Source organism: Neorhizobium alkalisoli, from assembly GCF_007829835.1.
Classification (GTDB): Bacteria; Pseudomonadota; Alphaproteobacteria; order Rhizobiales; family Rhizobiaceae; genus Neorhizobium.
The window spans coordinates 140,659-158,114 of record NZ_VIWP01000001.1 but is presented as its reverse complement, the minus strand read 5'-3'; the positions used below and the strand labels follow the sequence as shown (position 1 = coordinate 158,114).

Annotated in this window: 16 protein-coding genes; 6 read left to right on the top strand and 10 right to left on the bottom strand. The window is 60.1% G+C overall.

Going from position 1 to position 17,456, the window contains the following annotated elements; translation table 11 throughout:
- Nucleotides 1-125 precede the first annotated feature (125 nt).
- The 3 genes from FHW37_RS00765 to FHW37_RS00755 all read right to left on the bottom strand — a co-directional run bounded on the left by FHW37_RS00765 (nt 126) and on the right by FHW37_RS00755 (nt 3,523).
- Nucleotides 126-1,019, bottom strand: a complete 894-nt coding sequence (locus tag FHW37_RS00765; RefSeq protein WP_145631316.1) for a LysR family transcriptional regulator — start codon at nt 1,017-1,019, stop codon at nt 126-128.
- Between the two features lie 177 nt (nt 1,020-1,196).
- Nucleotides 1,197-2,192 (bottom strand): aldo/keto reductase, encoded by a 996-nt coding sequence (locus tag FHW37_RS00760; protein ID WP_145631313.1) that lies wholly within the window; start codon nt 2,190-2,192, stop codon nt 1,197-1,199.
- A 302-nt stretch (nt 2,193-2,494) separates the two neighbouring features.
- A complete protein-coding gene (locus tag FHW37_RS00755; RefSeq protein ID WP_145631311.1) occupies nt 2,495-3,523 on the bottom strand; it encodes an alpha/beta hydrolase in 1,029 nt (342 codons plus the stop codon).
- A gap of 201 nt (nt 3,524-3,724) precedes the next feature.
- On the opposite strand from FHW37_RS00755, the gene FHW37_RS00750 reads away from it, so the two are divergent.
- The 6 genes from FHW37_RS00750 to FHW37_RS00725 all read left to right on the top strand — a co-directional run bounded on the left by FHW37_RS00750 (nt 3,725) and on the right by FHW37_RS00725 (nt 10,075).
- A complete protein-coding gene (locus FHW37_RS00750) occupies nt 3,725-4,168 on the top strand; it encodes a MarR family winged helix-turn-helix transcriptional regulator (RefSeq protein ID WP_145631309.1) in 444 nt (147 codons plus the stop codon).
- 351 nt (nt 4,169-4,519) lie between these two features.
- On the top strand, nt 4,520-5,029 hold the full coding sequence (locus tag FHW37_RS00745; RefSeq protein ID WP_145631307.1) for a MarR family winged helix-turn-helix transcriptional regulator: 510 nt from the start codon (nt 4,520-4,522) through the stop codon (nt 5,027-5,029).
- 13 nt (nt 5,030-5,042) lie between these two features.
- The gene (locus tag FHW37_RS00740; protein ID WP_145631305.1) at nt 5,043-6,374 is read left to right on the top strand and encodes an NAD(P)/FAD-dependent oxidoreductase; all 1,332 of its coding nucleotides are present in this window, start codon (nt 5,043-5,045) and stop codon (nt 6,372-6,374) included.
- An 81-nt stretch (nt 6,375-6,455) separates the two neighbouring features.
- Nucleotides 6,456-8,135 carry a peptide ABC transporter substrate-binding protein gene (locus tag FHW37_RS00735; RefSeq protein WP_145631303.1) on the top strand — a complete coding sequence of 560 codons (1,680 nt, stop codon included), beginning with the start codon at nt 6,456-6,458 and terminating at the stop codon, nt 8,133-8,135.
- A 76-nt stretch (nt 8,136-8,211) separates the two neighbouring features.
- The gene (locus tag FHW37_RS00730) at nt 8,212-9,162 is read left to right on the top strand and encodes an ABC transporter permease (protein ID WP_145631301.1); all 951 of its coding nucleotides are present in this window, start codon (nt 8,212-8,214) and stop codon (nt 9,160-9,162) included.
- A 25-nt stretch (nt 9,163-9,187) separates the two neighbouring features.
- The gene (locus FHW37_RS00725) at nt 9,188-10,075 is read left to right on the top strand and encodes an ABC transporter permease (RefSeq protein WP_145633716.1); all 888 of its coding nucleotides are present in this window, start codon (nt 9,188-9,190) and stop codon (nt 10,073-10,075) included.
- A 21-nt stretch (nt 10,076-10,096) separates the two neighbouring features.
- Here FHW37_RS00725 and FHW37_RS00720 read toward each other — a convergent pair whose 3' ends face one another.
- The 7 genes from FHW37_RS00720 to FHW37_RS00690 are packed head-to-tail and all read right to left on the bottom strand — an operon-like array spanning nt 10,097 to nt 17,374.
- The gene (locus FHW37_RS00720) at nt 10,097-11,416 is read right to left on the bottom strand and encodes an NAD(P)/FAD-dependent oxidoreductase (RefSeq protein WP_145631298.1); all 1,320 of its coding nucleotides are present in this window, start codon (nt 11,414-11,416) and stop codon (nt 10,097-10,099) included.
- A 23-nt stretch (nt 11,417-11,439) separates the two neighbouring features.
- Nucleotides 11,440-12,888, bottom strand: a complete 1,449-nt coding sequence (locus FHW37_RS00715) for an aspartate ammonia-lyase (RefSeq protein WP_145631296.1) — start codon at nt 12,886-12,888, stop codon at nt 11,440-11,442.
- A 2-nt stretch (nt 12,889-12,890) separates the two neighbouring features.
- Nucleotides 12,891-14,207 (bottom strand): NAD(P)/FAD-dependent oxidoreductase, encoded by a 1,317-nt coding sequence (locus FHW37_RS00710; RefSeq protein WP_145631294.1) that lies wholly within the window; start codon nt 14,205-14,207, stop codon nt 12,891-12,893.
- Between the two features lie 47 nt (nt 14,208-14,254).
- The gene (locus tag FHW37_RS00705; RefSeq protein WP_145631291.1) at nt 14,255-15,001 is read right to left on the bottom strand and encodes an amino acid ABC transporter ATP-binding protein; all 747 of its coding nucleotides are present in this window, start codon (nt 14,999-15,001) and stop codon (nt 14,255-14,257) included.
- On the bottom strand, nt 14,998-15,798 hold the full coding sequence (locus FHW37_RS00700; RefSeq protein WP_145631289.1) for an amino acid ABC transporter permease: 801 nt from the start codon (nt 15,796-15,798) through the stop codon (nt 14,998-15,000). Before FHW37_RS00700 ends, FHW37_RS00705 begins: the two co-directional genes overlap by 4 nt.
- A gap of 2 nt (nt 15,799-15,800) precedes the next feature.
- Nucleotides 15,801-16,517 carry an amino acid ABC transporter permease gene (locus FHW37_RS00695; protein WP_145631287.1) on the bottom strand — a complete coding sequence of 239 codons (717 nt, stop codon included), beginning with the start codon at nt 16,515-16,517 and terminating at the stop codon, nt 15,801-15,803.
- Nucleotides 16,518-16,546: 29 nt separating this feature from the next.
- Complete coding sequence (locus FHW37_RS00690; protein ID WP_145631284.1) at nt 16,547-17,374, bottom strand: transporter substrate-binding domain-containing protein; 828 nt, start codon at nt 17,372-17,374, stop codon at nt 16,547-16,549.
- Nucleotides 17,375-17,456: the final 82 nt, after the last annotated feature.

The following is a 17,456-nucleotide window of genomic DNA, read 5'->3' as shown; positions in this document are numbered from 1 at the left end:
CGTTTTCTATCTGGAGTAGATCTCTCGATGGAAAATCTAAGGGAAATGCCGATCTGCAATTAGATGGCGAATTACGCTAGGGGAGATTAGCTGGACTTATTAATCACATTTCGTTGATTAGAAATTCACTGGCGGTGACGCAGGGCGTCGACCAGCAGGGAGAAGGCCGGAGAGGCGTGGCGCCGGTTGGGATAATAGAGATGGTAACCCGGGAAATAGGGACACCAGTCTTCCAGAACCCGAATAAGTTTGCCGGCAGCAATCAGATCGCTCACCTGATCTTCCGGCAGATAGGCAAGGCCAAGCCCGCGCAGGGCGGCATCCAGCCGCATCGAGATATTGTTGAAGGTCAGCTGCCCGCCGACACGGACACGCAGCTCCCGGCCATCCTTCTCGAATTCCCAGGCGAAAAGATTGCCATGCGTCGGGAAGCGGATGTTGATGCAATTGTGGGAGGTCAGATCCTGCGGCGTCTCGGGCCATGGATGCTGATGAAAATAGGATTGCGAACCGACCACCGCCATACGCATGTCCGGGCTGATGCGCACCGCGATCATGTCGGCGGCCACCTGTTCGCCAAGCCGGACGCCGGCATCATAACGCTCGGCAACAATATCCGTCAGGCCATAGTCGATGATGATCTCGACCTCGACATCGGGATAGGTCGGAAGCAGTTTTTCGAGGGCCGGCGCCAGGACCGAAATGGCCGGATGCTCTCCGGCGGTGATCCGGATTTTGCCGGCCGGCGTATCGCGCATTTCCTTGAGCGCCGAAAGCTCGCTCTGGATCTCCTCAAACCGGGGACCCGCCGTCTGCAACAACCGTTCCCCGGCGACCGTCGGCGAAACGCTTCGCGTCGTCCGGGTCAGCAACCTTATGCCGATGCGCTCCTCAAGGCTGCGCACGGTCTGGCTCAACGCGGATTGCGACACTCCGAGCTTTGCCGCCGCCTTCGTGAAACTGCCTTCATTGGCGACCGTGATGAACGCCACCAAGTCGTTGAAATTCTCCTGCGGCATTCACTCGCTCTCCGGATCAGCACCAACGCGCGAAACTGGCTGGACAAGGCCAGACACCGCAAGACTTAAACGATGGTCAGCAGACAATTCTGCTTTACCCGACGCACTGAGGGCAATCGGAAACAGAGTGACAAAAGGGAGCTGCCCGCATAAGCGAGCGGACAGCTCCCCTTTCAATCAATGACCCGTCATTTTCAGTACGGCTTCGGGAAGCCGCTCGCCCTGAACCTCGATCGTCGACAGTTTCGTATCGATCTCTGCGAGATCCTCGGCTGTGAGAACGAGGCTTGTGCTGCCGGCATTCTCTTCGAGGCGATGCAGCTTCGTCGTTCCCGGAATCGGAACGATCCATGGCTTTTGGGCCAGAAGCCAGGCCAGAGCGACCTTTGCGGGTGTTGCGGCCTTGCGATCCGCAATGGCCTTGACGACATCGACCAAAGCCAGATTGGCCTTGCGCGCCGCCGGCGAGAAGCGCGGCACCACATTGCGGAAGTCGCCCGCCTCGAATGTTGTGTCTGCGGTGATCTGGCCGGTCAGGAAGCCGGCGCCGAGCGGGCTGAAGGGCACGAAACCGATGCCCAGCTCTTCCAGCAACGGCAGCAGTTCCATCTCGGGTTCACGCCAGAACAGCGAATATTCGCTCTGCACGGCCGCAACCGGCTGAACTGCATGGGCACGCCGAATTGTCTCGATGCCGGCCTCGGACATGCCGAAATGCTTCACCTTGCCGGCTGCGATAAGGTCCTTTACGACTCCGGCAACATCCTCGATCGGCACATTGCGATCGACACGATGCTGGTAGAAGAGATCGATGTGGTCCGTCCCAAGACGCTTCAACGCGGCATCGGCAACGGCCTTGATATGGTCGGGACGGCTGTTCGTGCCGCCACGCCGCTCGCCGGTGTCCTGATCGATGTCGAAACCGAATTTCGTTGCGATCGTCACCTTGTCGCGGATCGGCTGAAGCGCTTCGCCAACCAGCAATTCGTTGGCAAACGGCCCATAGGCTTCGGCCGTATCGAAATGGGTAATGCCCAGCTCATAGGCGTCGCGAATGAGCTTGATCATCTCGGACTTGTCGACCGGCTTGCCATAAACCCCGGTCATGCCCATGCAGCCAAGCCCGAGTGCCGAAACCTCAAGTCCATTCCTGCCGAGTATACGCTTTTCCATAATACACGCCTTCCAATTTGCATTTTCGCTGATTGATGAACCACACGGCGAGGATTGCCAGCCCGCTGGCCGAGACGACCCGTAAAGAGCAAACCGGCTCAGTCCGCGTTCTGGTGCGAGATATAAACCTGCTGTTTCATCATCATTAGATGGCAAAGTCGGGATGCGGCCATAAGCCGAGCTTATAAATGCGGCAGGAAGCGTTCAGCTCCCGATAGAAAGTCTGGCAGCCGTAAAAACAGAAAGGCCGTCGAAAAGCCCTTTCGCTCTTCGACGGCCAAATGACCTGCATTTGAAAAATGCTACTTCTTCAGCGCATCACGCAGCGTGGCATTGGCGACCGAGATGGCGCTGCGTACGGCAGGCGTCTCGGAGATCGCGTTCAGCAGCACGAAGTCATGGATCGTACCATTGTAACGAAGCGAGGTTACGCGGACGCCTGCCTGGGAAAGCTTGCGGCCATAGGCTTCGCCCTCGTCGCGCAGCACGTCGTTTTCATCGACGATGATCAGTGCCGGCGGCAGGCCGTTCAGCTGTTCGATCGAGGCCTGAAGCGGCGAAGCCGTCGGTTCCTTGCGCTTGGCTTCGTCCGGCAGATAGGCGTTCCAGAACCATTTCATCGCTTCTTTGGTCAGCCACGGGCCATTGGCGAAATGATTGTAGGAACCGGTGTCGAAGCTGGCATCCGTGACAGGGTAGAACAGAACCTGCTGGTCGATCTTCGGGCCGCCGCGCTGTTTGGCGAGGAGCGTGAAGGCTGCCGCCATATTGCCCCCGACACTGTCGCCGACCACGGCAAGCCGGCTCGGATCGACGCCGAATTCCTTCGGATGCTCGGTCACGTATTTGGCGGTCGCGTAGACCTGCTCGATGGCAACGGGATAACGGGCTTCCGGCGACCGTTCGTAATCGACGAAGACGACCGCGGCATGGGCGCCATTGGCGATTTCGCGGACTAGACGGTCATGGGTATCGGCATCACCCAGGACCCAGCCACCACCATGAACATAGATGATGACCGGCAGCGTGCCCTTGGCGCCGGCAGGCTTGACGATGCGGATCTTGGTCTTGCCGGTCGGACCGATAGCGAGAACCTTGTTCTCTTCGTCGGCGGCCAGCTTCTTTACGTCGCCCTTCTGGGCGCCGGCCAGAACATTGCGGGCATCTGCCGGCGACAGCGTGTAGATCGGCGGTGCGCCGGCGAGCGAATTGATGAATGCCTGCGTCTTCGGCTCCAGGACGACATCACCGGCAATGGCCAGGCTCGGAGTGATGATAGCGGAAGCTGCAGCGATGGCAGCGGCGGATACGGTAGTAGTGATCTTGGACATTGTCGTGTCCCCTTTCTTGATCGTGTCGGCCTCGTTGGCCACCCAATTTATATCGCGCGCGATTTAATCGCTTACAAACAGTCATCCGGCATGGCAGCCATGCAAAAACCTGCATGGCGATTATTTATCGCGCGATATAAGTTGACCCGTTTCGGAAAACCGATTGGCTGCGCCGTTCGGCTGGACGGCAAGGAGACCGACATGAAGCACGAACTGAAGCTCGACACCTTCCTGTGCTTTGCCCTCTATACGGCAAACCACGCGATGAACCGCGTCTATAAGCCACTGCTTGAAGCGCTGGACATAACCTATCCGCAGTTCCTGGTCCTCGTCACGCTTTGGGAAGAAGATGAGCAGACGGTCGGCAGTATCGGCGAAAAACTGTTTCTCGAATCAAGCACGCTGACCCCGATTCTGAAACGTCTCGAAGCCGCCGGCTATATCCGTCGCGAACGCAATCGGCATGACGAACGCCAGGTGATCATCCGCCTGACTGATCAGGGCCGCGCGCAGAAGGCCAAGGCGGAAGCCATTCCCGGCCATATCGTTACGGCAACAGGATGCTCGTCGGATGAGGTACAGCGGCTGAGGCAGGAAATCAGCGACCTGCGCGACGCGCTCAACGAAAAGAGCCATGCCGCATAGCCGCTGGGAAACCGGCACTTCGGGCTCGATGCAATCGCCGCAGACACCAAAGCCCCGGCGACCTTCCATCCTGCATTATATTTAAGCGAAATATGTGGATGAGATATTTTTTGGCAGTTTTATGAAATCATAGTTGCAAAAGTCCATTAATCGGAATTGAATAACTCCTGCAGGCGGAACCACACAGCGGGCTTCGAATGTACCGGTGGCAGATGGCCACCTCTGGAATTTCGCAGACCAGCGCCTCGCAAACAGGGCGCATCGACAGCAAAACCGACTAGCGAATACGTCAGACGGGTGGGCATTGCCTGCCGGGAGCGAAACGATATTGCCTTTCTCGGAGTCTCGATCATGGTTCAGCTCAAGAGCAAGCGAAGTACCGATCCGGAGGCGATCGCCCATGTCGGGCTGGATGTCCTCGAAAACGTCCTCAGCTATTATATCCGCTCGCTCAACATGGCCGTCTCCCGCGATCTCGATGAAAAGCTTGACGGTCTCGAAGTGGCGAAGGGCACGGGCAAGATCACCACGCTCCTGCTCGTCGACCGCCATCCCGGCATCCGCTCTTCCGTGATTGCTCAACTCGTCATGCGGGATCGCTCCGCCATGGTCCGCGTCGTTGACCAGATGGAAGAACAGGGCCTGCTCACCCGCAGGGCCGATGACGAGGACAATCGCGCGCAGGGGCTTTTCATCACCCGCAAGGGCCGGGAACTTGCAGACCGGATCCGCCCGGTCGTCGTCAAGCAGTCACGGGACTTCTTTCCCGATCTCAGCGACGAGGAACACCGTACTCTGATCACCCTGCTCGGCCGCACCTATCGCCGTATCGTCGGCCTGCCGCAGCAAACGCCAGCCTGAGGAGCCTTTTCGAATGCCCGGTCCCTATGTCGTACCCGTCCATGGTGATGCCGAACTGCCGAAAGAAGTCGATGTCGTGGTAATCGGCGGCGGCATTATCGGCTCGTCGACGGCACTGGAACTCGCCGATCAGGGACTGCGTGTGGCGCTCTGCGAAAAGGGCGGCATCGGCCACGAACAATCCAGCCGCAACTGGGGCTGGGTGCGGATTTCGCGGCGCGATCCGCGCGAAGTGCCGCTAATGGCTGAATCCCTGCGCATCTGGGCAGACCTCAACCGCCGCACTGGTCGCGAGACGGGTTTCAAGCGCGCCGGCATCGTCTTCACCTGCGCCGACGAAAAGCAATATGAAGACCATGAGCGCTGGATCAGCAATCTGGAAGGCTACCAGATCGAAAGCCGCATGTTGAACGCCAAGGAATTCAAGGAGAAATACCCGGGTTCCAATCTGGATATTGCCGGTGCCCTTTATACCGCGGGCGACTGCCGGGCTGAACCGCAGCGCGCCGCCCCCGCAATCGCTGAGGCCGCGCGAGAACGCGGCGCCCATATTCTCACCGAATGCGCCGTGCGCGGCCTGCAGACCTCGGGCGGCCGGGTCTCCGGCGTCGTGACGGAGCGCGGCGAGATCGCCTGCAAGGCAGCCGTTCTTGCCGGCGGCGCATGGTCCAGCCTGTTCATGGGCAATGCTGGCCTTGATCTGCCGCAGCTGCGGGTCCTGAATTCGGTCATGCGCACAAAACCACTCGAGGGCGGGCCGGAGGAAGCGATCTGGGCCGCAGGCTTTGCCATCCGCAAACGGCTCGATGGCGGCTACACGATTGCCGACGGCATGCAGAATATCGTCGATATCGTGCCGGCCTCCTTCCGTTATGCGATGAATTTCATGCCCGCCTTCCGGCATGAATGGCGCGCCCTGCGTTTTCGTGTTGGTGGCCGCTATTTCGACGACCTGCGCATCCCGCGCCGCTGGTCGCTCGATGAGCCCTCGCCCTTCGAATATAATCGCGTCCTCGACCCCATTCCGTCGAAGAAGATGGTCGATGGCGCTATGGCGCGGCTGTCAAAGGCCTTTCCCATCTTCGAAAAGGCCGAGGTCGCTCAGCGCTGGGGCGGCATGATCGACGTGACGCCGGATGCGGTGCCTGTCATCGATGCGATCGACGCCATTCCGGGTTTCCACCTTGCCACAGGCTTTTCCGGTCACGGCTTTGGTATCGGCCCGGCCGCCGGCCGGTTGATGGCCGATATCGTTACCGGCAAGCCGCCGATCGTCGATCCGAAAGCTTTCCGTTTCAAGCGGTTTTCCGATGGCTCGAAGATCGAGATCATCAGCGGCTTTTGAGGAGAATTTCAGTCAAAAACGCCCCGTCAGAGGGCGCGCAAAACGAGAGATACAAGCACAACCAACCACAGGGGATCTGAAATGTCTGATAATGAAAATCATGTTCTGACCCACCCCACTCGCCGCCAGGCCCTTGGACAAGCCTTGGGCCTGATGGCGCTCGGCGCCTCGGGCGTGGTGTTTTCCGGCGTGCCCGGTTTCGACCAGGCTCTTGCCGCGACACCGAAAACGATCAAGGGACAGCTGACCGTCAGCTTCTCGCAGGAACCGACCGTCTTCAACCCGCACCTTCTGCATATCGAAGTCGATGACGGCATTCATTTCAGCCTTTTCGACCCGCTCTTTTATGTCGACGCCGAAGGCAAGTTCGTACCAGCTCTGGCAGTGGAAGTGCCGACCGTCGAGAATGGCGGCATCTCCGCCGACGGCCTGACCTGGAAGGTGAAACTGCGCGAGGGCGTTAAATGGCATGACGGCAAGCCCTTCACCGCCGAAGACGTCAAGGCGACCCTCGAACTCCTGGTCGATCCGAATTTCCGCAGCTGGCGCAAGACCGGACATGAACTGGTGCGCAACCTGACGGTCGTCTCGCCAACCGAGATCACATGGAAAATGGAGAAGGCATTCGCGCCCTACCCGTCTATTCTCGCATCGACGTTCATTACTCCGAAGCACCTGATGTCGGCGGCGGCAGATCCCAACAACGCGCCGTTCAACAATGCCCCGGTCGGCACAGGTCCGTTCAAATGGGTCGAGCGCGTGCCGGGCGACCACATCACGCTCGCCGCAAACGCCGACTATTTCGGCGAAGGTCCCTATGTCGAAAAGCTGATCTACAAATACATCCCCGACCTCAACGTCATGTATACCCAGTTCAAGGCCGGCGAGATCGACGTGCTTGGCCTGCAATGGATCACGCCGGACCACTATGAGGAAGCCAAGGGCCTGTCAGGCATGGAAGTCGCTGTTGTGCCCGCAGCTTCCGTCGAATCCTTCACGTTCAACATGGAGCGGCCGCAGTTCAAGGATCCGGCCGTGCGCGAAGCGCTTTACGCAGCGATCGACAAGCAGTCGATCATCGATGCCCTCTATTACGGGCTGCCGACGCCGACCGAAACATACATGCCGCAGCAGTCCTTCTACTTCAATCCGGACCTGCCGAAGCAGAGCTATGACATCGCCAAGGCCAAGGACATTCTAGACAAGGCCGGCTGGGCGCCAGGCCCCGACGGCATCCGTGCCAAGGGCGGCGTGAAACTGTCCTTCACCTGTTCGACGACGGCCGGCAACCACATCCGTGAACAGGTGCAGCAATATATGCAGCAATCGTTCAAGGAGATCGGCGTCGACATGTCGATCTCCAATCTGCCGCCGGCCGTCATGTGGGGCGAATACTGGATGATGTCGAAATTCGACACCGTCATCGTCGGCCTCAACTTCCTGACCGGCGCGGACCCCGACACTTCGGACTACTTCATGTCGACCTCGTCAGGTGCCAAGGGAGGTGCTGGCCAGAACACCTGGCAATATGCCAATCCGGAGGTCGATGCCTTGCTCGTCAAGGGCGGCAGCCTCTTCGTGCCCGAGGAGCGCAAGGCGGTCTACATGAAGATCCAGGAGATCATGCGCAAGGACCTGCCCTTCCTGCCGCTCTTCCAGTACGCGACCGTGCGCGGCCACAAGCAGGGCATCCAGAATATCCTGCCGAACGTCAACGTTCGTATCGACACCTGGAACGTCAACACGTGGCGCAAGGCCTGATCGCGGCCTGACCCAGGACCCTGCCGCCCGTCGCGGCGGGGTCTTGCACGTCCCCTCTGGAGACCGGAGAACGTCCATGCTGACCTATATTGTCAACCGGCTGCTGCAGAGCGTCGTTCTGCTTCTGCTCGTCTCGATCATCGGCTTTGCAGTGCTCAACCTCGCCCCTGGCGGGCCATTGTCGCAATATGCGCTGACACCCGGCCTGACCCAGGAGGCACTCGACCGCATTGCCCATCAGATGGGCCTCGACCGGCCACTGCCGGTGCAATATCTCGACTGGATCTGGCGCCTGCTGCAGGGCGACTGGGGAAAATCCTATCGCGACCAGCTGCCGGTCCTGCAGATCATTTCCAGCCACCTTTTCGCTACGCTTCTTTTGATGGGCACGTCGATGGTGATCTCGATTGGGCTCGGCACGTGGATCGGCATACGCGGCGCGACCAAGCGCTATTCGGTGTTCGATTATACTGCGACGATCGGCGCCATGGTGGCGCTGTCCATCCCGACCTTCTGGTTCGGCCTTGTCGCCATCTATGTCTTCACCCTGCGCCTCAAATGGCTGCCGGCCGGCAACATGTACACGATCGGCAATGAAAGCATCATGGATTATGCAATCCACCTGATCATGCCGAGCCTCGTCCTCGCCTTCGTCGATATTGCTGTCTGGAGCCGGTATATGCGCAGCGCCACGCTCGACGTGATCAATCAGGATTTTGTCCGCACCGCCCGTGCAAAGGGCCTGCCGGAACGCAGCATCCTGATGAAACATGTCGTCCGTAATGCGCTGATCCCGATGATCACGCTTGCCGGCATGCAGCTGCCAACCATTCTCGGCGGCGCGCTGGTGACCGAGACGGTCTTTACATGGCCCGGCATGGGGCGGCTGTTCCTCGATAGCCTCGGTTATCACGATTATCCGGTCGTGATGGGCCTGCTGATGTTTTCCGCCATCCTCGTCCTGGCCGGCAGCCTGATTGCCGACCTTCTCGTCGCCGTCGTCGATCCGCGCGTCCGCTTCGGCTGACGCAAAGGAGGAAAGGAACATGTCCATGTCTTCAGTTTCGGTCCCCATGGCAGCGACCATCCAGGCTCATTGGTGGCAGAGCCGCACGCTAAAACGGTTTCTGCGCCACAAGCTCGCCGTCGCCGGCGTCGTAATGATCACCATCCTCGTCCTGACCTGCGTCTTCGGCCCCTATCTCCTGCCCTATGACGAACTTTTCATTGACCTTCGCGCCCGTTTTGCGCCTCCGCTGACCGGCTACCATATTTTTGGCACCGATCCGCTCGGCCGCGATATCGCCGCCCGCCTGTTCAACGCCGGCCGGATCTCGCTTCTCGTCGGCTTTTTCGCGATGCTGATGTCGACCGCCTTGGGCACGCTGATCGGCATGATCGCCGGTTATCGCGGCGGCCTGATCGGCACGATACTGATGCGCATCGTCGATGCCTTCCTGTCCTTCCCGTCAATCTTCCTGCTGCTGGCGCTTGCCGCCTTCATCAAGCCGAGCCCGTTCATGATCACTGTCATCATCGCGCTGACGAGCTGGATGGAAGTGGCCCGTATCGTCAATGCCGAGATCCGCTCGCTGCGGGAACGGGATTTCATCATGGCGGCGCGTTCGCTCGGTTATCGCGGCAGCACGATCATGCTCAAGGAGTTGTTGCCGAATGCGGTTGGCCCTATCATCGTCGCCGGCACGCTGACGGTTGCCCGCGCAATCCTGCTGGAAGCCTATGTGAGCTTTCTCGGCTACGGTATCCAGCCGCCGCTGCCGAGCTGGGGCAATATGCTGAACGGCGCCCAGCAATATCTCGACAAGGCGCCGTGGCTGGCGATCGTGCCCGGCGTCGCGATCACGCTCGCCGTCACCAGCTTCAACTTCATCGGCGACGGCCTGCGCGACGCACTGGATGCCCGCAGCGATCTGGACTGACGAGATAGAGAATGACGAGGTTCAGGCGGCTGTCCGCTGCAGCCGCTTGAAACGCTCAAGCCGGAAGGGTGCCGGATCGACACAAGGCTTCGATCCAGTGACGAGATCAGCCATCAAGGCACCTGCCCCGGGACCGATGCCAAAGCCATGGCCGGAAAAACCAACGGCGAGATGAAAGCCCGGAATGGCCCCGACGGGTGCGATGACCGGCACGGCATCCGGCGTCACGTCCATCAGCCCGCCCCAGGTGCGGGTGATCCTTGCATCATTGAACGCCGGAAACGCCGCACGCAGGCGGCCGATACCGCCATCGATCAGGTTTTGCGACGGGACAGGATCGAGAATGCGGATGTTTTCGAACGGGGTTATTTCGTCGCTTTTCCAACGCTTTGGCATTGCCATTTCACTCAGAAACTCACTACCCGCTCTCAGTTTCAGCACACGCCAGTTCTTAATCAGGCTCGGTGTGTAATCTGAGAAAAGCTTGAAACTATCCGGTGTGATCGGCGCAATATCCAGATTGCGTTGGGCAACGGTAAACCCGCCATCCATGCGGCGGCGGAAGGAAAAACGTCCGGCGCCGACCGGCATATCGGTCATCCCGTCGATCGGCGAAAGACGCGCGACGCTGCCCAAGATTTTCAGGATCGGCAGATCGATACCAATATTGCCCGCGAAAAGCCGCGACCAGGCACCGCCGGCAAGCACGACCGACGAGCAGCGGATTTCGCCATGCTCGGTAACGACGCCGCTGACCCGTCCGGCGGAACGCTCGATCGAACGCACGGCACAATTGGTGAGGATGTGCGCGCCCTTGGCGGCAGCACCGCGTGCCATGGCCGGCACGGCAATGAACGGCTCCGCCTTGCAGTCGCTCGGCGTATGCATCACCGCCTTGAACGGCGAGCCCATGCCGGGCACGAGCGCATTCATGGCATCGCCGCGCACCAGCCGGGAATCGAGCCCGACCGCTGCCGCATGTTTCAGCCATTCCTCGTAGACGGCGATATCGGCATCGGTCTCGCAGAGATAGGCGATGCCCGTCTGACGCAGCCCGGTCTCTCCGTCGACCCTCTCGTTCATGCCCCTCCACAGCCTAAGGCTTTCCATGGCGAGCGGCAGTTCAGCCGGATCGCGCCCCATCTGGCGCACCCAGCCCCAGTTGCGGGAAGACTGTTCGCCCGCGATAAGCCCTTTTTCGCAAAGCGCCACGCTGACGCCGCGCTCGACCAGCGACAGCGCTGTCGAGACACCAACAATACCGCCGCCGATGACGACGACGTCCACCTTTTCGGGCAGTTTGCCCGCAGACACCACGGCATCGGGTATGATCCTGGACATCTCTTGCTCCTGATGACGTGCGGCTATTGGTTCTTGCGGGCTCGAAAACGGGCAATCAGCTGCTCCGTCCGGGCCGGATCGGCAAAGGCCGCGACATCGCCGAAGAGCATTTCCGCCTCCGCCTCCGTCATCAGCCCGCAGGCGATGGAAGCGGCATGGATCGAAAGGCCATGTTTCGCAGCATGCTTGGCAACGGCAGAAGCCGCCGGATAACCGTAGATCGCGGCGAGCGCCGTCGAAAGCGCAAGCGAGCCCGAAGCATCGGCAAGGCCGCGCTCCGCATTCACCTCGATGCCCGCGACGCAGCCGGAAACGAACAACGGGATCGCTCGACGCATCAGCCGGATACTTTCGCTGACGGCTTCCAGAATGATCGATTCCCAGACGTTCAGATCGAGCTCACCTTCGGCCGCGCGGGTGACCGTCGCGTCGTTTCCGATCACCCGGAAGGCGACCTGCATCATCATTTCCGGCATGACCGGATTGACCTTGCCTGGCATGATCGAGGAACCGGGCTGCACCGCCGGAAGAGCGATCTCGCCGAGACCGGCCCGCGGACCGGACGACATCAGCCGCAGATCGGCGGAAAACTTCGACAGGGTGACGGCAATCGCCTTGAGGGATGCCGATACGCGGATCCAATGGTCGGCATTCTGCAGGGCATCGAACAGGTTTTCTTCCGGCTGATAATCCTTCGCCGTCAGCACACACAACTCTTCGAAAACGAACTGGCGATAGGCTTCCGACGCGCCAAACGCCGTGCCGACCGCAGTCGCACCGAGCGGAATGTGGAGGCAGGAGGCTTCGAGCGCTTCAAGATCCTGGGCCTGGCGTTCGAATGCCGCGCGATATCCGGAAAACTGCTGGCCGAACGTTACCGGCAGCGCATCCTGCAGGCAGGTGCGCGCGAGTTTGACGACATCCGCGAAGGCTTCTTCCTTTTCGCGCAGGGCGCCGACGAGGATCGCAAGACTGCTGCGCAGGGCAAAAATCTCGCCGCCGATCGCCATCTTCATGGCGGAAGGAATGACGTCATTGGTCGACTGGCCCATGTTCACATGGGTATTGGGATGAACGGGATCCGGTCCCTTGATCCCTGTCAGGATCTCGCTTGCCCGATTGGCCAGCACTTCGTTGACGTTCATATTGGCGGCCGTGCCGCCCCCGCCGTGATAGATATCGACAGGAAAGTCCTGCCTGCTCACGGTCTGGGCATATTCGGAACCTGCGCTGTCGATCGCCTCGGCGATCTGCAGTTCAAGATCGCCGGTTTTCATATTCGCCCGCGCAGCCGCGCGCTTGATCGCGACGATCGCCGGCACAAACCCTTCGATATCGGCGATCACCCTTCCCGAGATCGAGAAGTTGTCGACGGCGCGCGCGGTCTGGATACCGTAGAGGATATCGTCCGGCATCGACCGCGTGCCGAGCGCATCCTCTTCGATACGAAAACCTGTTTCCGGCTGGTCCATGATCAGCGTCCCGGACGGTCGAGGAAGTCGCGCAGGCGATACCAGCCGGTAAAGGCCGGCAGGAACCACGGTTTTCCCGAATAGAGAGGAACTGGTGTAAACTTCTCGCGGTCGAAAGCGGACGACATGTTCTGCTCGCCGAGGATTTTTCGTGCGGTCTGGTAACCGAGATAGGTCATCAGCGCGACACCATTGCCGTTGCAGCCAACAGCGAAATCCGTTCCTTCGCGCTCGCCGACATGGGCAAGCTTGTCGACAGTCATCGCAACGCTGCCGACCCAGGAATGGGTGATCTTGACACCGGCAAGCTGCGGCCAGATCGCCACCATGCGGGCATAGATACGCTTGGCCGCCTGCCTTTCCGACATTTCGAAAATGCCGGGCCGCGAGCCGAACAGCAGCCTTGTGCCATCGGTCGAAGGCCGGCTGAAAATCAGGTCGCGCCGGGTATCGGAAAGCATTCGCCCCTGAGGAATGATTTCCGCCATGAGATTGGCCGGCAGCGGTTCGGTCGCGATCTGGTAGCTCTTCACCGGAACAAGACGCCGGGCGAGTTCAGGCGTCTGGTCCGCTTCCGTATAACCGTTCGTGGCAACGATGACGTTCCTGGCCCGGATCGTGCCGCGCGCCGTGGGCACGATCTTTTCACCGTTCAGGCCATCGGTGACGATGCCCGCGCGGGCATGCGAACGCAGCATGACACCGGCGGCCTTCGCCCGCTCGCGCAACGCCCGGTGATACATGCCCGGATGCAGGCCGCCGTAATCGTCGATCAGCATGCCGCCATGGAAAAAGTCCGAGCCGATCGCCGCGCGCTGCTGCTCACGTTCGAGAAAACTCACGGTGACGCCGGTTTTCTCCGCAAGCAATGCGCCGTGACGCTTCAGGGTCTCGTAATGATCCGGAGCATAGGCACCGAAGAAGCGGCCGGTCAGCTTCAGTCCGGCATCGAGATTTTCCGTCTCGATCAGCATTTTCAGATATTCAAAGCTTTCATTGCTTTCGCCGATCAGCCGGTTGATCAGCGCCGGATCGATGCCCTTGATGGCGCCGCCGACGACGAGCTTTTGGCCACTTGAGACCATGCCGCCCGAACGGGTCGAGCAGCCTGAGCCAAGCCGGTCACGATCAAGCACGACGACAGATCGCCCGCCCCGCGCCAGATGGGTCGCGGCATTGATGCCGGCGTAACCGGAGCCGACCACCACGACGTCGACACGTTCAGGCAAGGGATCGAGATTGGTTTCCGGCTCGGCCGCATCCCACCAATAGGGCGCTTCCTTGAAATCGGCGGAATAGATGTCGTCAAAACGGGGCATTCTGCGTCGGGCCTTTCGGCTCGCCTTTCAATGAATTTTCAAAGTGGTCAGAGAACCTGGCCGAGGAATTCGCGGGTGCGCGGGTCCTGCGGGTTGTCGAAGAACTCGGCCGGCGGCGCGCTTTCGACGATCATGCCCCGGTCGGTGAAGCAGACACGGTGCGACACTTCACGGGCGAACTTCATTTCGTGAGTGACTAGCACGCAGGTCAGCCCCTCCTCCACCAGCTGGCGGATGGTGAACAGCACTTCCTTGACCGTTTCCGGATCGAGCGCCGCCGTGACTTCGTCGAACAGGATGATGTCGGGCTGCATGGCAAGCGCGCGGGCGATGGCGACACGTTGCTGCTGGCCACCGGAGAGCTGGCCCGGATAGCTGTCGGCCTTTTCGGAAAGCCTGACCTTGGCCAGCAGCTTGCGGGCGCGATCCTCGACCTCTGCCTTGTCGTGGCCGAGAACCTGGATCGGCGCCATCATGATGTTTTCGAGCGCCGTACGGTGCGGGAAAAGATTGTACTGTTGAAAGACCATCGCCACCTGGTGGCGCAGAGGCCGCATCGCCTTTTCGCTGCGCATCTCGTGAACCCGGTGATTGCCGACCCGGATGAAACCCTCGTTGATCGGGATCAGGCCGTTGATACAGCGCAGGATCGTCGATTTGCCCGAACCGGACGGGCCGATGATGCAGACGGCCTCGCCCTTGCTGACATTGAGGGAAATGCCTTTCAGCACTTCGAACGTGCCGAAGGATTTGCGGATGCCGTCGATCTCGATCAGAGCGTCGGAGCGGTTCATAGATTATCTCCTTTGACAGCATTCTCCAGCCGCCGCGCGAAGATCGCGATCGGATAGCAGTAGGCGAAGAACAGGAAGAGGATGGTCAGGTAGAAGTAGACGATGACGCGGTCGCTCTCCATGGCAAGCGACGTGTTGAGGATCGTCAGCACATCCTGAATGCCGGTGACGGTGGCAAGCGCGGTTGCGATCATCAGCAGCGCATAAAGGTTCATCCAGCCGGGGATCATGCGGCGAAACGCCTGCGGCAGGATCACATAGCGGTAGATCTGCATCTGCGTATAACCGAGCGAACGGGACGCTTCCCACTGGCCGCTATGGATGGATTGAACGGCACCGCGGATGACTTCGGAAAAATTCGCCGCGGTCGGCAGCGCCAGACCGATAACGGCCTTCACGAAGGGCGGGAACGGGATGACCAGGCCGAACACCTTCATTTCGAACGGCAGGATGTAGAGCATCGCAAACAGCAGCACGAGCCAGGGCGAGTTGCGCAGAAAATTCATGATGAAGAAGGACGGCAGCCGGATGATCGGCGACTTGGCGAGCGTAGCAAGCCCCATCACCGTCCCGAGCGCGGTGGCGACCGCCATCGAGGCGATCGACAGGAGAATGTTGAGGATGAAACCGCCGGTGATCGGCCAGCCGGAACCGGAGCCTGTCAGAAGCAGCGGCAGGCGTAGCCAGACACGCGCCCAATATTGCGCACCGCCGGCTGCGGCATCGACGGCGATCCAGGCCACGACTGCTAGCGCGATCAGCAGAAGGACGGCGCGTTTCTTGTTTTCGTAGGTCATGGTCAGTGCCCCTTTCCGTAGCCAGGAAAGGCCATCCAGCGCTCGAGCCGCGCCATCGCGAAGGTGACGATCGACACCAGGGACACGTAGATGAGGAGCACGAGGATCATGACCTCGAGCGTGCGGAACGTGTCGTTGTAGATCTGACCGGCATAATACATCAGCTCCGGCACGGTGATGACGGATGCCTGCGAAGTGGTCTTGAACAGGTTGGTGAGGATGTTGGTCAGCGCCGGCAGGCAGATGCGCGCGGCGATCGGCGCCTCGACCTTCCAAAAGCGTGACCAGCGGCTGTAACCGAGCGACCGGGCCGCCTCGATGATCGATCGCGGCATGGTTTCGATGCCCGAACGAAAGGCCTCGATCGCCAGCGCACCGCCGAACAGGCTGAGCGAGATCGACGCGCAGGCGAATGCGCTCAGAAGCGGCACGGAAAGGCCGGTCGATGGGTCTGTCACCTTCAGGCCGAGCGTCGAGAGCGTGAAATAGGCAAACAGCATCTGCAGAAGCGGCGGCGTGTTGCGGAACACTTCAACGAACAGCTCGACGATGGCGTCGAGCCAGAAGATGCGCAAAGTCAGTGCAAGTGCACCGACCAGGCCGATGATGACCGCGGCGCAGGAAGAAAGCGCCGCGAGCTCAATCGTGTTGAGGATCCCTTTGAGCAGCCATTGCTGGTAGGCCGGATCAGAAAGCCAGGAATAATCGAGACCGAACAATGGCTGCCCCAGAAGCTAAGAGGTTTCTATCAGTTCAACTTGGCCTTGGCCGCCTTGGCGCGCTCGGCAATGTATTCGGCATGCGGGATGTTGAATTCGGTTTCCCAGCCGATCATCTTGCCTTCGGCTTCCGCCTTGGTGATCGCCTTGTCGACGGCTTCCTGGAATGCCTTGTCGCCTTCGCGGATACCGCCGGCCATCGGCAGGTATTCGTAGGTCGGAACGGCAACCTTGTAACCGGTCCAGTCCGCTTCCTGGACCTTGAGGTCGAGCGTCATCTGGTCGAATACGAAGCCAACGCAACGGTTGTCACGCAGGGCGCGCAAGGCTTCCGGCTGGGTCTTGAAGGCAACGAGATTGATGCCGAAATCCTCGGTCATCTTCTTGTTGTAATATGAACCCTGGATGCCGCAGACAGGCTTGCCCTTCAGCTCTTCCCACTTGCTGGTGGTGGCTTCCTTCGCCATCATGACGGCCGGGCCCGGCGAGCTGACATAGGCGGTCGTGAAGTCGATGACCTTGTCGCGTTCCGGGGTTACGCCGAGGGTTGCGAAGATGACGTCGATACGGCCGGCAGTCAGGAACTCGATGCGGTTGGCAGCGACGACCGGAACGAGCTCGATCTTGTCGGCAGAACCCAGAAGTTCTTTGGCGACGTATTTCGCGAGCTCAACTTCGAAGCCGATGATCTCGCCCTTGTCGTTGAGATAGCCGTAGGGCGCGTAGTCGTTCTTGACGCCGACGATCAGTTTGCCCCGCGCCTTGACGTCGTCAAGCGTGCCTGCCAGCGCCGAACCTGCCGTGAGGAGGCCGAGTGCCATCAATGCCGTGGATGCGAATAGTTTTGCTGCTTTCATCTTCGTTTGTTCCCCAGTTGGTTGGCGCGGGATTACCGAAAAGTCTGAACCCCGCAGGGCCTTCGCAAACTAAACTGCCTAC

What these genes read in the sequence shown, in the direction of transcription:
- FHW37_RS00740 (WP_145631305.1), top strand. Translation starts at nt 5,043, where the DNA reads ATGCCCGGTCCCTATGTCGTACCCGTCCATGGTGATGCCGAACTGCCG.
- FHW37_RS00715 (WP_145631296.1), bottom strand. Translation starts at nt 12,888, where the DNA reads ATGGACCAGCCGGAAACAGGTTTTCGTATCGAAGAGGATGCGCTCGGC.
- FHW37_RS00730 (WP_145631301.1), top strand. Translation starts at nt 8,212, where the DNA reads ATGCTGACCTATATTGTCAACCGGCTGCTGCAGAGCGTCGTTCTGCTT.
- FHW37_RS00700 (WP_145631289.1), bottom strand. Translation starts at nt 15,798, where the DNA reads ATGACCTACGAAAACAAGAAACGCGCCGTCCTTCTGCTGATCGCGCTA.
- FHW37_RS00745 (WP_145631307.1), top strand. Translation starts at nt 4,520, where the DNA reads ATGGTTCAGCTCAAGAGCAAGCGAAGTACCGATCCGGAGGCGATCGCC.
- FHW37_RS00735 (WP_145631303.1), top strand. Translation starts at nt 6,456, where the DNA reads ATGTCTGATAATGAAAATCATGTTCTGACCCACCCCACTCGCCGCCAG.
- FHW37_RS00720 (WP_145631298.1), bottom strand. Translation starts at nt 11,416, where the DNA reads ATGTCCAGGATCATACCCGATGCCGTGGTGTCTGCGGGCAAACTGCCC.
- FHW37_RS00755 (WP_145631311.1), bottom strand. Translation starts at nt 3,523, where the DNA reads ATGTCCAAGATCACTACTACCGTATCCGCCGCTGCCATCGCTGCAGCT.
- FHW37_RS00750 (WP_145631309.1), top strand. Translation starts at nt 3,725, where the DNA reads ATGAAGCACGAACTGAAGCTCGACACCTTCCTGTGCTTTGCCCTCTAT.
- FHW37_RS00705 (WP_145631291.1), bottom strand. Translation starts at nt 15,001, where the DNA reads ATGAACCGCTCCGACGCTCTGATCGAGATCGACGGCATCCGCAAATCC.
- FHW37_RS00710 (WP_145631294.1), bottom strand. Translation starts at nt 14,207, where the DNA reads ATGCCCCGTTTTGACGACATCTATTCCGCCGATTTCAAGGAAGCGCCC.
- FHW37_RS00725 (WP_145633716.1), top strand. Translation starts at nt 9,188, where the DNA reads ATGTCTTCAGTTTCGGTCCCCATGGCAGCGACCATCCAGGCTCATTGG.
- FHW37_RS00760 (WP_145631313.1), bottom strand. Translation starts at nt 2,192, where the DNA reads ATGGAAAAGCGTATACTCGGCAGGAATGGACTTGAGGTTTCGGCACTC.
- FHW37_RS00690 (WP_145631284.1), bottom strand. Translation starts at nt 17,374, where the DNA reads ATGAAAGCAGCAAAACTATTCGCATCCACGGCATTGATGGCACTCGGC.
- FHW37_RS00765 (WP_145631316.1), bottom strand. Translation starts at nt 1,019, where the DNA reads ATGCCGCAGGAGAATTTCAACGACTTGGTGGCGTTCATCACGGTCGCC.